This window comes from Bradyrhizobium jicamae, assembly GCF_018130695.1.
Lineage (GTDB): Bacteria > Pseudomonadota > Alphaproteobacteria > Rhizobiales > Xanthobacteraceae > Bradyrhizobium > Bradyrhizobium jicamae_B.
Genome location: NZ_JAFCJX010000007.1, coordinates 174,261 through 188,411 on the forward strand (window position 1 = coordinate 174,261; position 14,151 = coordinate 188,411).

12 protein-coding genes are annotated in these 14,151 nt (G+C 66.1%); 6 read left to right on the forward strand and 6 right to left on the reverse strand.

Annotated elements, in window-relative coordinates; genetic code table 11:
* Positions 1-41: 41 nt before the first annotated feature.
* Positions 42-386: a DUF952 domain-containing protein gene (locus JQ604_RS12250; RefSeq protein WP_212357485.1), complete on the forward strand. Its 345-nt coding sequence runs from the start codon at positions 42-44 to the stop codon at positions 384-386.
* A complete protein-coding gene (locus JQ604_RS12255) occupies positions 383-1,480 on the forward strand; it encodes a quinone-dependent dihydroorotate dehydrogenase (protein WP_212357488.1) in 1,098 nt (365 codons plus the stop codon). Before JQ604_RS12250 ends, JQ604_RS12255 begins: the two co-directional genes overlap by 4 nt.
* Before the next feature lie 149 nt (positions 1,481-1,629).
* Here JQ604_RS12255 and JQ604_RS12260 read toward each other — a convergent pair whose 3' ends face one another.
* The 5 genes from JQ604_RS12260 to JQ604_RS12280 all read right to left on the reverse strand — a co-directional run bounded on the left by JQ604_RS12260 (position 1,630) and on the right by JQ604_RS12280 (position 7,044).
* Positions 1,630-2,955 (reverse strand): MATE family efflux transporter, encoded by a 1,326-nt coding sequence (locus JQ604_RS12260; protein WP_212357491.1) that lies wholly within the window; start codon positions 2,953-2,955, stop codon positions 1,630-1,632.
* Positions 2,956-2,957: 2 nt separating this feature from the next.
* The gene (locus JQ604_RS12265) at positions 2,958-3,692 is read right to left on the reverse strand and encodes an MBL fold metallo-hydrolase (RefSeq protein WP_212357493.1); all 735 of its coding nucleotides are present in this window, start codon (positions 3,690-3,692) and stop codon (positions 2,958-2,960) included.
* A 23-nt stretch (positions 3,693-3,715) separates the two neighbouring features.
* A complete protein-coding gene (locus tag JQ604_RS12270) occupies positions 3,716-4,021 on the reverse strand; it encodes a DUF6460 domain-containing protein (protein WP_212357496.1) in 306 nt (101 codons plus the stop codon).
* 99 nt (positions 4,022-4,120) lie between these two features.
* Positions 4,121-5,998 (reverse strand): cisplatin damage response ATP-dependent DNA ligase, encoded by a 1,878-nt coding sequence (locus tag JQ604_RS12275; RefSeq protein ID WP_212357499.1) that lies wholly within the window; start codon positions 5,996-5,998, stop codon positions 4,121-4,123.
* Complete coding sequence (locus tag JQ604_RS12280; RefSeq protein ID WP_212357777.1) at positions 5,995-7,044, reverse strand: ligase-associated DNA damage response exonuclease; 1,050 nt, start codon at positions 7,042-7,044, stop codon at positions 5,995-5,997. Before JQ604_RS12280 ends, JQ604_RS12275 begins: the two co-directional genes overlap by 4 nt.
* 53 nt (positions 7,045-7,097) lie before the next feature.
* Between JQ604_RS12280 and JQ604_RS12285 the strand changes: the two genes are divergently transcribed.
* From JQ604_RS12285 to pdeM, 4 genes are all read left to right on the forward strand, one after another.
* Positions 7,098-8,024 carry a class I SAM-dependent DNA methyltransferase gene (locus JQ604_RS12285; protein ID WP_212357502.1) on the forward strand — a complete coding sequence of 309 codons (927 nt, stop codon included), beginning with the start codon at positions 7,098-7,100 and terminating at the stop codon, positions 8,022-8,024.
* A gap of 263 nt (positions 8,025-8,287) precedes the next feature.
* Positions 8,288-9,514 (forward strand): ABC transporter substrate-binding protein, encoded by a 1,227-nt coding sequence (locus tag JQ604_RS12290; protein ID WP_212357505.1) that lies wholly within the window; start codon positions 8,288-8,290, stop codon positions 9,512-9,514.
* Positions 9,515-9,738: 224 nt separating this feature from the next.
* Positions 9,739-12,345: a ligase-associated DNA damage response DEXH box helicase gene (locus JQ604_RS12295; RefSeq protein ID WP_249158210.1), complete on the forward strand. Its 2,607-nt coding sequence runs from the start codon at positions 9,739-9,741 to the stop codon at positions 12,343-12,345.
* Positions 12,346-12,399: 54 nt separating this feature from the next.
* The gene (gene pdeM / locus JQ604_RS12300) at positions 12,400-13,071 is read left to right on the forward strand and encodes a ligase-associated DNA damage response endonuclease PdeM (RefSeq protein WP_212357508.1); all 672 of its coding nucleotides are present in this window, start codon (positions 12,400-12,402) and stop codon (positions 13,069-13,071) included.
* Positions 13,072-13,239: 168 nt separating this feature from the next.
* Here pdeM and JQ604_RS12305 read toward each other — a convergent pair whose 3' ends face one another.
* Positions 13,240-14,103 carry a LysR family transcriptional regulator gene (locus JQ604_RS12305; protein WP_212357511.1) on the reverse strand — a complete coding sequence of 288 codons (864 nt, stop codon included), beginning with the start codon at positions 14,101-14,103 and terminating at the stop codon, positions 13,240-13,242.
* Positions 14,104-14,151 lie beyond the last annotated feature (48 nt).

A 14,151-nucleotide genomic window follows, 5' to 3' on the forward strand; every position in this document is an offset into this window, starting at 1 on the left:
AAACCTCAAGCAAGTCAACGACAAGCAGGGACTGCCGTAACGTGCCGACGATCTACAAAATCACCCCCGCCTCGGCGTGGCGCGAGGCCGAACGGGCCGGCGTATACCGGGGTAGTGCGGACGACGCGCGCGACGGCTTCATCCACTTCTCCACGGCCTCCCAGGTCGCCGAGACCGTGCGCAAGCACTATCACGGCCAGACCGGCCTGTTCCTGATCGCTGTCGATGCCGAGGCGCTGGGTGATGCGCTGCGCTGGGAGGTCTCGCGCAACGACGAGCTGTTCCCGCATCTCTATGGCGAGCTCGACCTCGGCGCGGTGATCGAGATCCTCGATTTGCGCGCGCGCTCCGACGGCGGTCACGACGTTCCGGAGCTGAAGCCGTGATCCGTGCCTTCGACGCCTTCTCGTTGCCGCTGCTGCGCTGGTTCGATCCTGAAGACGCCCACCGGATGGCGATCCAGGGCTTGCGGCTGTTGCCGCCGGTGCGGCTGCGGCCGGACGATCCAAAGCTCGCGGTGCGCGCCTTCGGCCTCAACTTCCCGAACCCGATCGGCATGGCCGCCGGCTTCGACAAGAACGCGGAGGTGCCGGATGCGCTGCTGCGGCTCGGCTTCGGCTTCGTCGAGATCGGCTCGGTGACGCCGAAGCCGCAAGCCGGCAATCCGCGGCCGCGGCTGTTTCGCCTCGAGCGCGACGAGGGCGTGATCAACCGCCTCGGTTTCAACAATGACGGTGCGGAGGCGGTGTTGCGGCGGCTGGCCGGCCGCGCCAATCAGGGCGGCATCGTCGGCGTCAATGTCGGGGCGAACAAGGATTCGCCGGACCGTACCGCCGATTACGTCAAGCTGATCGAGACCTTCGCGCCGGTCGCGAGCTATTTCACCGTCAACGTCTCGTCGCCGAACACGCCGGGTCTGCGCAATTTGCAGCAATCGGCCGCGCTCGACGATCTGCTGGCGCGGGTCATCGACACCCGCGAGCGCGTCCGCAAGAACGCCGGCGACTCGCCGGTGCTGCTCAAGATCGCACCCGATCTCAGCCTCGAGGAGCTCGACGACGTCGTGCACATCGCGCGCTCGCGCCGCGTCGATGGCATGATCGTCGCCAACACCACGCTGGCGCGCCCCTCCACCTTGCGCGAGGAAAATCGCGCGAAGGAGCAGGGCGGCCTGTCCGGCCGGCCGCTGTTCCGCCTGTCCACGCGCATGGTGGCCGAGACCTATGTGCGCGTCGAGGGCGCCTTCCCGCTGATCGGCGTCGGCGGCATCGATAGCGGCGGCGCCGCGCTGACCAAAATCCGCGCCGGCGCCAGCCTGATCCAGCTCTATTCGTCGCTGGTCTACAAGGGCCTTGGCCTGGTCGAGGACATCAAGCGCGATCTGTCCTCGACCTTGCTGCGGACGGGACGCGAGTCGCTCTCCGAAATCGTCGGCGCCGATGCGGCGACGATCACCGCCGAGGACTGGCCGGTGCGGTAGCAAATCTCTCGTGCCCCGGATGCAGCGCAGCGCGCCGCCCTTGCGGCGTGGTGCGCTGCTGAGCCGGGGCCCATCGTCGAGATAGGTCCCGGCTCTGCGGTGCGTCGCTTCGCGCCGCACCGCGTCCGGGACACGAGGGTTTTCCTGGGCTACGCGCTTCCGAACGACTTCCTGAGCAACGCCGGATAACGCGCGCCCTGCAAGGCGCCGCGCGCGATGTAGAAGCCGATCAGGGCGATCCACAGCCCGGTATTGCCGTAGCCCTGCAGCGCCCACCAGGTGCCCAGGAAGATCGCCAGCGACAGCAGCATCAGATTGCGCATTTCGTGCGCCCAGGTGGCGCCGACATAGATGCCGTCGAAGCCGAAGGCGAACACGCCGGGCAGCGGCGCCATGATGACGAAGACGAGGAAGTCGCGCGCGGTGCGGCGGACGGCGTCGCTGGTCGTCATCAGGTCGATCAAGGCGGGGCCGAACAGCGCGAATAGCAGCGAGACGGCCAGCGCAAAGCCGATGCCCCAGGACAGCACCAGCTTGGTCGAGTCGGCAAAGCCGCGCGCATCGCGGGCGCCGAAGGCGCGGCCGCAGAGCTGTTGCGCGGCATTGGCGAAGCCGTCAAGGAAGAAGGCCGAGACCAGCAGGAAATTGTTGAGCACGGAATTCGCCGCGAGCGTCACGTCGCCGGCCCGTGCGCCCTTGGCCGTGAAGAACAGGAACACCGCGATCAGCGCCGCCGTGCGGATCATGATGTCGCGGTTGACCGAAAGCATGCGCAGCAGCTTGTCGCGATCCCACAGGATTGCGCGCGGCACCGACAGGCCGCCCGCCGCAAGGCGCCTTGCCGCGACAAGGCCGAGCACGAGCCCGGCCGCCTCGGCGAGCACAGCTGCGATCGCGGCACCCGCGATGCCGGTGTCGTAGACCAGCACCAGCAGCACGGTCGCGGCCATGTTGATCAGATTGACCACGATCTGCAGGATCAGCGCCACATTGGGACGGGCCTGTCCGACCAGCCAGCCCAGGATCACGTAGTTGGCGAGTACCAGCGGCGACGACCAGATCCGGATCATGAAATAGGTCTTGGCCGCACGCGTGACGCCTTCGCTGCCGCCCATCAGATCGAAGGTGAGGATCACCAGCGGCACCTGCAGCACGATCAGCGCAAGGCCGATCAGCGTGGCCAGGATGAAACCGCGCACCAGGATCGCGCTGAACTCGCGCGTTTCGCCGGCGCCGAGTGCCTGTGCGGTGAAGGCCAGCGTGCTCATGCGCAGGAAGCCGAACAGCCAGAACAGGCAGTCGAAGATGACGGAGGCCATTGCAACGCCGCCGAGCAGAGCAGCATCATCGAGGCGGCCGATCGCCGTGGTCGAGACGACGCCGATCATCGGCGTCGTCAAATTGGCGATCATGGCAGGGCCGGCGATGGCGAACACCTGCCGGCTGGTGATTCTGGGGTGAACGGGCGCGTGCATGGTCAGAACACGACCACCATGCCGTCTTCAGCCGGGGTGTAAGGCAGATCGTCGATCCGGCCGAGCATGTCGTCGCTCATATGCGTGAGCACGACGCGCCTGGCATTGATCTCGGGCAGATGTGCCTCGAGCGTTCTGAGGCTGAGATGGTTCTTGACGATCTTGTCGTAGTAATAGGCTTCCGCGATGAACAGGTCGGCGTCTTTCGCCGCCGGGATCAGCGTGTCCGTCCATTCGGTGTCGGCGCTGTAGGTAACGATTCGGCCTTCCGCCTCGATGCGGTAGGCGAGGAACGGTCCGCCGGATTCTCCGTGCACGACCGGGTAGGGTGTCACGCTCACCTCGCCAAAGCTGCGCGTCACTTCCGGCGCGAGCGGGATCACCGAAAGATCGAACCGTTGCTGCGTCTTCGAGGAATGCTCGAACAGCGCCTCCATCAGCGCCGGCAATTTCGTCTCGATGCCCTGCGGCCCCGCAATCGTCAGCGGCCGGGTGCGGCGTGAGAACTGGGCGTCGAGCAGGACAAACGGCAGGCCGGCAAAATGGTCGCCATGGAAATGCGTGATCAGGATCAGGTCGATCTCGTCGCGCGGAATCTCCAGACGCTTCAGCGCTGGCAGTGACGACGCGCCGCAATCGATCAGCAGATTGGTCTGCCGGCCCGTGAGGTGGAAGCAGGTGTTGGTGCGGCCACCGGAGCCGAGCGCATCGCCGCAGCCGACAAATCGCAATTGCATCGGCTGCGTGCGCTCCTCTTAAATCAGCGGCCGCGCGGCGTGCCGAACAGCCGCGACAGGAACCAGACCGGGATCACGATCACGGCGCCGAGCAGGAAGTAGCGCCAGGCCCAGTTGACCGCGTCGAAGCCGAGATCCCACAGCCGCTGGAACAGCATGCGGATGCTGTGCAGGATATTCCAGGGATCGAAGCCGATCGCCGACAGCACGACGCCGACCAGGATCGACAGCAGGATCAGCCGAAACGCCACCGCCGCCGGCGAACCGCCGAGAAAGCGGTACAGGCCGTCATTGGAGCCGGCCGGCAGGTCACGCACATCGTTTCGCATCTCAGTCTCCTGGCGGGAACGCCGCACATTATAAGTCACGGCGGGGCACATGGGGAACCGGTAAGTCGCCGTCAATGGCTGCCATGCACTGTGGGGACGTTAATTTGCCGTCACGTTCTTTAGCATCCGTTCAAGTGTCTCCAGCCTGTCAGCCTCGCGCGGTGGCTTGTCCCAGCGCAACCGGCTGATCCGCGGAAAGCGCATCGCGACGCCGGATTTGTGTCGCGGCGAGCGCTGCAACCCCTCGAAGGCGACTTCCAGCACCAGGCCCTGGTCCGGCTCGTGCACGACATGCCGGACGGGGCCGAATTTCTCGGTGGTGTTGCGGCGGACGAAGCGGTCGATCTGCAGCAGCTCCTCGTCGGTGAAGCCGAAATAGGCCTTGCCGACCGGCACCAGCTGCTCGCCGTCGTCGCCATTGGTCCAGACGCCGAACGTGTAGTCGGAGTAATAGGACGAGCGTTTGCCATGGCCGCGTTGCGCGTACATCAGCACGGCATCGATGATGTGCGGATCGCGCTTCCACTTCCACCACTGCCCCTTCGGCCGTCCCGGCAGATAGACGGCGTCGCGCCGCTTCAGCATCACGCCCTCGACGGCGTCGGCATCTTCACCGGCGCCCGCGCTTCGCGGATCGGCGCGAGCCGCGGTCAGTTGCTCCCAGCTTGTGAACGGAACCGTCGGCGACAGGTCGATGCGCGGATCGTTTAGCTTGGTGACGAATGCTTCCAGCCGCGCGCGGCGCTCGACGAACGGCAATTCGCGCAGATCGTTGTCGTCATCGCCGAGCAGGTCGTAGGCGCGCAGGTGAATCGGATAGTCCTTGATCAGCTTCGGCGAAACGATTTTTCTATTCAGCCGCTGCTGCAGCACATTAAACGTCTGCACACGGCCGTCGCGCAGCACCAGCAACTCGCCGTCAACAGCGCCGGGCAGATGCAGGGATGGCACCAGATCCGGAAAACTCCCGGTGATGTCCTCGCCGGTGCGCGAATAGAGCCGCACATGGATGTTGCCGCGGTCGTCGCGGCCGGAGACCGCCTGCACACGGATGCCGTCCCATTTCCACTCGGCGATGAAATCGGCGGCATCGAGATTGGCGAAATCCGCATCCTCGATCGCGTGCGCCAGCATCACCGGACGAAATGGCGTTGGATCGCGGTTCACCGGCTTGTGGCCGCGGCCCTCCAGCCAGGCGAACAGATCGAGATAGGGCGGCGACAGCCCCGGCCACATCAGCTCGATCTCGTGCGCGTCCTTGTCGCCGAGCGCAGCGGCCGCCGTTTTCGCCAGCCGCGCCGAAATCCCGATCCGCATCGCGCCGGTGACGAGCTTCAGCAGCGCCCAACGTCCGGTCTCGTCGAGCTCGTCCAGCCAGCGCGCGAGCTGCGCGGGGAGCTCGGTCTTGCCGAGGGTGCGGAGCGTGGTGACGACTTCGGTCAGTGTCGGAGGAGGTGGGTTGTTGTGGGTGCGTGGTCGTAGCTCCGTATCGAGACCGCCCGTGTGGTACCCCTCTCCCTGACCCTCCCCCACAAGGGGGGAGGGAACACTTCGGCTCGTGCGTCCCTCACGTTCGATATCGGTATCTCGGAGGAGCCGCGCTGCCTTGTCAGGTGAGCGCGCTGGTAGGGCTCCCTCCCCCCTTGTGGGGGAGGGTTGGGGAGAGGGGTGGCCCAGCAAAGACTCGCTGTTAGGCGCACTGACCGCCTTCGGCCACATCAGCGCGACCGTCTCGGAGAGATCGCCAACATAGTCGTAGGACAACCCAAACAGCACGGGATCGGCGCGTTCGGTGATGAGGTCGCGGATCAAACCGGGCTTCGCATGCTTGAACGACAGCGCGCCGGTCAGCGCAGCGAGTGCGTAGCCGCGATCGGGGTCGGCGGTCTCGCGGAAATAGGCGACCAGCAGCTTGATCTTGTTGTTGCGTCCGGGCTCGTAGGCGAGGCGGTCCAGCAGTTCGGCGAAGCGGTTCATGCCTCGGCCTCATCGGCGGTTTCACCGGCCGGCGCAGCTTCGCCTTCATCCTCATCGCCATAGCCGACCAAATCGAGCGGCTGCGCGGCGAGGCCCTTGGTCTTGCACCAATGCACCAGCGCATCTTCCTGGCCGTGGGTCACCCAGATCTCGCCGGCGCCGGTGGCCGCGATCGTCGCGGTCAGCCCACCCCAGTCGGCATGATCAGAAATCACCAGCGGCAGCTCGACGCCGCCCTGGCGAGCCCGAGCGCGCACCCGCATCCAGCCCGAGGCGAAGGCGGTGACGGGATCGGGAAAACGGCGAGTCCAGACGTCGGAGGTGGCGCTCGGCGGCGCCAGCGTGATGGTGCCGGCGAGCTCGGCCTTCTTCATGCCGCGTGCGGGTCGGAGCTCGCCGAGCGGAATGCCGCGCTCCTGATAGTAAGTGGTGATCTTCTCCATCGCGCCATGCAGGTAGATCGGCGCGTCGTAGCCGGCCTCGCGCAGCAGCGCGATCACGCGCTGCGCCTTGCCGAGCGAATAGGCGCCCACCAGATGCGCGCGCTCCGGAAATAGCCGCACCGATGCGAGCAGCTTCTGCACCTGGTCGGCGGCGTCGCCATGGCGAAACACGGGGAGGCCAAAGGTCGCCTCGGTGATGAAGACATCGCACGGCACCAGCTCGAACGGCGCGCAGGTCGGGTCGCGCGCGTCCTTGTAGTCGCCGGAGGCGACGATGCGCCTGTCCTTGCAGGTCACCGCGATCTGCGCCGAGCCCAGCACATGCCCTGCGGGATGGAAGGACGCGGTGACGTCGCCGAGCCTGATCTGCTCGCCATAGCCGATGACCTGCGTCGAGCGTGCGAAATCGTCGCCGTAGCGCAGCCGCATCATGTCGAGGGTCTCTTGGGTGGCCAGCACCGCGCCATGGCCGGGGCGGGCGTGGTCGGAATGGCCGTGGGTGATCAGCGCGCGCTCGACGGGCCGGACGGGGTCGATATGAAAGCCGCCGGGCCTGCAGCACAGGCCGGCGGCGACGGGCATCAGGATGTCTTGCGGGCGCATCTCAGCTATATAGGCGCCCTTGAGCTTCATTCGAGTCTGATCCCGGTTCCTCCATGCCCGCGCGCCTGTTCCTGTCCTCCGGCGATCTCGTTGCTGACCGCCGCTATGAATTCGCGCGTGACTTGCAATTGAAGGGCGACCTGCCAGCCGCGGCCGATTTGCTGGAGCAGGCGATCGAGCTGGCGCCCAAATTCGTCTCGGCCTGGTTCACGCTCGGCAAGATCCGCCAGGAGATCGGCGAACGGGATGCGGCGATTGCAGCCTTCCGTGTTGCGCGCGATCTCGATCCCGGCGACCAGCACGGCGCCAGCCTGCATCTGATGCAGCTCGGCGCCACGGAGCTTGCGGCCATGCCGTCCGCCTATGTCCAGACGCTGTTCGATCAATACGCGCCGCGCTTCGAGGCGGCGCTGGTCGGCGACCTCGACTATCGCGGCCCGGCGCTGTTGTTCAAGGCGGTGCTCTCGGTGCGGGCGGCGGCGAAGAAGCCGGCCTTCTTCAAGCGCGCGATCGATCTCGGCTGCGGCACCGGGCTTGCGGCGGGCGCGTTCGCGAAGAATGTCGACCGCTTCATCGGCATCGATTTGTCGCCGCGCATGATCGAGAAGGCCCGTGCGACCGGCCTCTATGCCGAGCTCGAGGTCGACGACGCGCTGAAGGGCCTGCAGACCAAGCCCGATGTCAGCGCCGAGCTGATCCTCGCTGCCGACGTGATGGTCTATGTCAAGGACATCGCGCCGCTGCTGCGCGAGGCGCAGCGCGTGCTGGTGCCAGGCGGCACGCTCGCCTTCACCACGGAGACCCACAGCGGCGAGGGCGTCATCATCGGCGCCGGCCTGCGCTACGCCCACAGCGCGCCGGATGTGCGGGCAGCCGTTGCAGCCGCGGGACTGAAGCTCGCGCAGCTGGAAGACCTCTGGGCCCGCAAGGAAGACAATATTCCGGCTCCCGGACTTGTGGTCGTCGCGATCAAGCCGTGACGCGTCTTGTAGGGTGGGCAAAGGCGCGCTTGCGCCGTGCCCACCTTCCACGGCGTGCTCGTGATGGTGGGCACGTCGCTACGCTCCTTTGCCCACCCTACAGGCGCCTTTCCTCTGTTGGAGAGAGTGCAGATCGACATGAAAACTTGAGTCTAGGCGCTACGCAGGCGTCGTATAGCGGCATTGCGTCGCAAAGAATTGCGATCACACTTGCCGTCAGAGGCGGAATGTTGATCATTGTTCCCACGAAGGGAGCAACAACAATGAAAAAGCACACACGACGCGAATTCGGCGCCACCGCATTGTCAGCCATTGCCGCCACCGTATTGCCCGCGCCCGCCATCTGGGCCGCCGAGAAGAAATACGATCCGGGCGCGAGCGACACCGAGATCAAGCTCGGCCAGACCGTGCCGCATTCCGGCCCCGGCTCGCTCTATGGCGTGCTCGGCCGCGTCGGCGAGGCCTATTTCCAGATGCTGAACGAGAAAGGCGGCATCAACGGGCGCAAGATCAAATTCCTCACCATGGACGACGCCTACAGCGCGCCGAAATGCGTCGAGGCGACGCGCCGGCTGGTCGAGCAGGACGAGGTGCTGGCGCTGTACGGCTCGCTCGGCACTGCGCCGCAGACCGCCGTGCACAAATATCTCAATTCCAAGGGCGTCCCTCAGTTGTTGTTGAACACCGGCGCATCGAAGTGGAATAACCCGAAGGAATTCAAATGGACCATGGCGGGCCTGCCGCTGTATCCGACGGAAGCGCGCATCCTCGCCAAGCACGTGGTCGGCGTGAAGCCGAACGCCAAGGTCGGCATCCTCTACCAGAACGACGATTTCGGCCGCGACTTCCTCGGTCCCTTCAAGAAGGTGCTGGCCGATGCCGGCGGCACCGCGCAGGTGATCATGGAGCAGACCTATGATCTCACCGACCCGACGATCGACTCGCAGCTGATCAATCTCTCGAAGTCGGGCGCCGACGTCTTCTACAACATCTCCACCGGCAAGGCCTCGTCGCAGTCGATCCGGAAAGTGGCCGAGCTCGGTTGGAAGCCGCTGCAACTCTTGTCGGCGGGCTCGACTGGCCGCTCGATCCTGAGCGCGGCCGGCTTCGAGAACGCCAAGGACATCGTCGCGATTCGCTACGCCAAGGAGGCGGGGCCGGGCCGCTGGGAAAAGGATCCCGACGCGCTGGCGTTCGAGGATTTGCGCAAGAAGTACCTGCCCAATGTCGACCCTGACAACACCATCGCCTTCGCCGGCTATGGCCAGGTGGCGACGATGGCCGAAATCCTGCGCCGCTGTGGCGACGAGCTGACCCGCGCCAACGTGCTGAAGCAGGCGTCGACCCTGGCGGGCTATCACTCGCCGTTCTTCCTCGACGGCGTCAATTACGCCTACACGCCCGACGACTACACGCCGATGAAAACGCTCTACATCTCGATCTTCAACGGCAAGGACTGGGATGTGTCGGACAAGCCGGTGACGGAGTAGGGGGCGGTCTATCGTCCCCCTCGCCCCGCTCTGCGCGGGGAGAGGGCGGGGTGAGGGGCTGTCTCCGCGCGTTGTGTGCGCAGTGAAACCTATACCCCCTCACCCGGATCGCATCTGACGATGCGATCCGACCTCTCCCCGCAAGCGGGGCGAGGTGAAGAGGTAGTGCCACCTGCCGCCACTCCCTCTCAACCCTCGACGAACCCGGCCCAACCGCTTACCTCTTGGGCGTGTCGACGCTCGATCTCTTCTCCGTTCCGCACTCGGATACGGCCGATCTGCTGCCGCGCCGGTTCCATGACTGGTTCGCCTCGCGCGGCTGGTCGCCGCGCGCGCACCAGCTCGCGCTGCTGGGCAAGGCGCGCGAGCAGCGCTCCGCGTTGCTGATCGCTCCGACCGGTGCCGGCAAGACGCTGGCGGGGTTCTTGCCGACGCTGGTGGAGCTGGCGGGGGAGATGCCCAAGGCTCCCTCGAGCGCGAAAGCGGTTGATGAACTGAGACAAAGCTTGGTCTCCACCGGCCGCTCCGTCCGCCGCACCGGCGGTCTCCACACGCTCTACATCTCGCCGCTCAAAGCCCTCGCGGTCGATATCGCGCGCAACCTCGAGACGCCGGTGGCCGAGATGGGGCTGCCGATCAGGATCGAGACCCGCACCGGCGATACGCCGGTGTCGCGGCGGCAGCGGCAGCGGCGCTATCCGCCGGATATCTTGCTGACCACGCCCGAGCAACTGGCGCTGCTGCTCGCCTCCGATGACGCGCCGTATCTGTTCGCCTCGCTGAAGCGCATCGTGCTCGACGAGTTGCATGCGCTGGTGACGTCGAAGCGCGGCGACCTGCTGTCGCTCGGGTTGGCGCGGCTGTGGCGGATCGCGCCGCAGGTTCGCGCCATCGGCCTCTCGGCGACGGTCGCCGAGCCCGAGCAGCTGGCGCGCTTCCTGGTGCCGCAGACGGATGGCAACAGCATCTCCGCCGACATCGTCACCGCCGGTGGTGCTGCGCCGCCCGTCGTCGAGATGCTCGACACCAGGGAGCGGCTGCCATGGTCCGGCCACAGCGCGCGCCACGCGCTGCCCGAGGTCTATGAGCTGATCAAACGCAACAAGACCACGCTGGTGTTCGTCAACACCCGCAGCCAGGCCGAGATGCTGTTCCAGGATCTCTGGCGCATGAACGACGATGCGCTGGCGATCGCGCTGCATCACGGCTCGCTCGATGTCGCGCAGCGCCGCAAGGTCGAGGATGCGATGGCGGCGGGAAAGTTGCGCGGCGTGGTCTGCACCTCCTCGCTCGATCTCGGTGTCGACTGGGGCGACGTCGATCTCGTCATCAATATCGGCGCGCCGAAGGGATCATCGCGCCTGATGCAAAGAATCGGCCGCGCCAATCACCGCTTTGACGAGGCCTCGCGCGCCGTGCTGGTGCCGGCCAACCGCTTCGAGGTGCTGGAGTGCCGGGTCGCGATCGACGCGATCGCCGAAAATGCCCAGGACACGCCGCCGCTGCGCACCGGCGCGCTCGACGTGCTGGCGCAGCACGTGCTCGGCTGCGCCTGCGGCGCGCCGTTTTTGTCAGACGATCTCTATGCGGAGGTGCTGACCTCGGCGCCCTATACGAATCTTGCGCGCACCGATTTCGACGATGTCGTCGACTTCGTCGCGACCGGCGGCTATGCGCTGAAAACCTACGAGCGCTTTGCGCGCATCAAGCAGGACAAGCAGGGCCGCTGGCGCGTCGCCAATCCCAAGGTCCGGCAGAGCTACCGGCTCAATGTCGGCACCATCGTCGAGGAGACCATGCTGAAGGTACGGCTGGTGCGCTCGCGCGCCGGCGGTTCCGGTTCGACCGGCGCGATCGCGCGCGGCGGCCGCATGTTAGGGGAAATCGAGGAGGCCTTCATCGAGGGCCTCGTGGTCGGCGACACCTTTGTGTTCGGCGGCGAAGTGGTGCGCTACGAGGCGCTGGTCGAAGACCAGGTCTACGTTTCCCGCGCCAACGACAAGGACGCCAAGGTGCCGTCCTATATGGGTGGCAAGTTTCCGCTCTCGACCTATCTCGCCGAGCGCGTCCGCAAATTGCTCGACAACCGCCGTGAATGGAACGCGCTGCCCGATCAGGTCCATGACTGGCTGTCGCTGCAGCGCCGCTTCTCCCTGGTGCCGGCGGTGCGCGAACTCCTCGTCGAAACCTTCCCGCGCGGTGGCAAGCACTATCTGGTCTGCTATCCCTTCGAGGGGCGGCTGGCGCACCAGACATTGGGTATGCTGATCACGCGCCGGCTCGAGCGCGCGCGTGCGCGCCCGCTCGGCTTCGTCGCCAATGAATACGCGGTGGCGATCTGGGGCGTTGGCGATCTCCCCTTGATGGTCCGTCAGGGCAAGCTCGATCTCAACGCGCTGTTCGACCCCGATATGCTTGGCGACGATCTCGAGGCGTGGCTCGCCGAATCGGCGTTGATGAAGCGCACCTTTCGGAACTGCGCCATCATCTCCGGCCTGATCGCGCGCCGCTTCACTGATGAAGAGAAGTCGCGCCGCCAGGTGCTGTTCTCGACCGACCTGATCTATGACGTCCTGCGCAAGCACCAGGCCGACCACGTGCTGCTGCGTGCCGCGCGGGCCGATGCCGCGACCGGCCTGCTCGATCTCAGGCGTCTCGGCGACATGCTGTCGCGCATCCATGGCCGAATCACCCACAAGGAACTCGACCACGTCTCGCCGCTCGCCGTCCCCGTGATGCTGGAAATCGGCCGCGAGTCAGTTTATGGCGAAGCATCCGACGAACTCCTGGCGGAAGCCGCCGAGGAGCTCGTGCGGGAGGCGACGACATAAACTTGGGAATGGGACGTGACGGCGAGCGCGCAGGCTTCGGGAGACAGTGACGACATGCGCGTGTCCAGGGTCGCGGTGGCGGATGTGCCGTTCCTGGCCGATTTCTCCGGCGCGCTGTTCTGGGAAGCGCAGCGCCTGCTCGTCGTCTCCGACCTGCATCTGGAAAAAGGTTCGAGCTTTGCCGCGCGCGGCGTGCTGCTGCCGCCTTACGACACGGTGGCGACGCTGAGCCGTCTGGCCGCGGTGATCGCGCGCCACGATCCGCGCCAGGTGATCGCGCTCGGCGACAGTTTTCATGATCGCGACGCCCATGCGCGGTTGTCGGAGGCGGACCGCGAGGCGCTCTCCGCGTTGCAGGTCCGCCGCAACTGGATCTGGATCTCGGGCAATCACGATCCGGCATTGCCGTCCGATCTCGGCGGTGTGGTCGCGAGCGAAGTCGCGATCGGCCCCCTCGTGTTCCGCCACGAGCCGACGGGGGCTGCCGGCGAGATCGCCGGTCATCTGCATCCCAAGGCCCGCGTGCCGACCCGCGGCCGCTCCATCGAACGCCGCTGCTTTGCTTCCGACGGCGAGCGCGCCGTGATGCCCGCGTTCGGCGCCTACACCGGCGGCCTCAGTGTGCGTGATGCGGCGTTTGCCAGGATTTTCGGCTCGCCCGGCTTCATGGCCCATGTGCTCGGCGACAACCGCGTGCACAGCTTCATCGCGTCGCGGTGTTATTGAGGCGAAGGCTCTCTCCTCACGTTGTCCTGGCGAAAGCCAGGACCCATTACCCCAAATGTAAATTGCAGCGCGACGTCGTGGCCACGATCCCTTCCACAACGACACTCGGTGGTAATGGATCCTGGCTTTCGCCAGGATGACGGCGGAGCTTGTGGTGCGTTTTAGGACCTACGCCGCCTTCGCCTGCACCGTATGGCAAAACTCCGCCAGCCGCTCCGCCAGCCGCAACGTCGCCGGGCTGGCATCGGGCGCGGCGACCAGCGCCACCTCCGTCTTGTCGATCGGAGCAAAACCCTCCTTCGCGGTCAGCACGCGGTGATCGGCCAGGATCGCGATCTCCGACAGGATGCTCAGGCCCATGCCGGCCGCGATCGCGGCCTGGATGCCGGAGAGGTTCGACGATGTGTAGGCCATGTGCCAGTTGCGCCCCGCGCTCTCCAGCGCATGGATCGCGCCGGCGCGGTAGAGGCAGCCCGAGGGGAAGCCGATCAGCGGCACCGAGCCGGTGGTCGTATTGCGCGGATGGGTCTTGCTGGTCACCCAGTGCACGCGCTCCGGCCACACCGCGATGCCGCCCTTCTCGCCGGCGGCGCGCTTGAACAGCGCAAGGTCGAGCTCGCCGCGCTCGAGGTCGCGCTTGAGGTTCATGCTCTGGTCGGCGCGGACGTCGAGCCGCAGATTGGGATGCGAGCGCGCGAACGCCGCGAGCAGCTTTGCCAGCCGATAGGCGGCGAAATCTTCGGGCACGCCGAGCCGGATCGCGCCCTCATTGTCCGGTCGCGAGACCACGTCGCGCGCCTCCTCGGCGAGCGACAGCAGGCGCCGCGCATAGGTCAGCAGCCGCTCGCCGGCCTCGGTCGGTATCACGTCCTTGCCGCTGCGGATCAACAGCGGCTGGCCGACGTCCTCCTCCAGCCGCTTGATCTGCTGGCTCACGGTCGATTGCGTGCGGTGGACGCGCTCGCCGGCGCGGGTGAAGCCGCCGGCATCGACCACCGAGACGAAACTGCGCAACAGCTCCAAATCGAGCATCTGCGCCTCCATTCATAAATCCACTGATGATCAGTTTATCATTTAATT

Bases quoted from the DNA above. Each gene is read 5' to 3' on its own strand.
- JQ604_RS12260 (WP_212357491.1), bottom strand. From the start codon at position 2,955: ATGCACGCGCCCGTTCACCCCAGAATCACCAGCCGGCAGGTGTTCGCC.
- JQ604_RS12265 (WP_212357493.1), bottom strand. From the start codon at position 3,692: ATGCAATTGCGATTTGTCGGCTGCGGCGATGCGCTCGGCTCCGGTGGC.
- JQ604_RS12270 (WP_212357496.1), bottom strand. From the start codon at position 4,021: ATGCGAAACGATGTGCGTGACCTGCCGGCCGGCTCCAATGACGGCCTG.
- JQ604_RS12275 (WP_212357499.1), bottom strand. From the start codon at position 5,998: ATGAACCGCTTCGCCGAACTGCTGGACCGCCTCGCCTACGAGCCCGGA.
- JQ604_RS12280 (WP_212357777.1), bottom strand. From the start codon at position 7,044: ATGCGCCCGCAAGACATCCTGATGCCCGTCGCCGCCGGCCTGTGCTGC.
- JQ604_RS12285 (WP_212357502.1), top strand. From the start codon at position 7,098: ATGCCCGCGCGCCTGTTCCTGTCCTCCGGCGATCTCGTTGCTGACCGC.
- JQ604_RS12290 (WP_212357505.1), top strand. From the start codon at position 8,288: ATGAAAAAGCACACACGACGCGAATTCGGCGCCACCGCATTGTCAGCC.
- pdeM (WP_212357508.1), top strand. From the start codon at position 12,400: ATGCGCGTGTCCAGGGTCGCGGTGGCGGATGTGCCGTTCCTGGCCGAT.
- JQ604_RS12305 (WP_212357511.1), bottom strand. From the start codon at position 14,103: ATGCTCGATTTGGAGCTGTTGCGCAGTTTCGTCTCGGTGGTCGATGCC.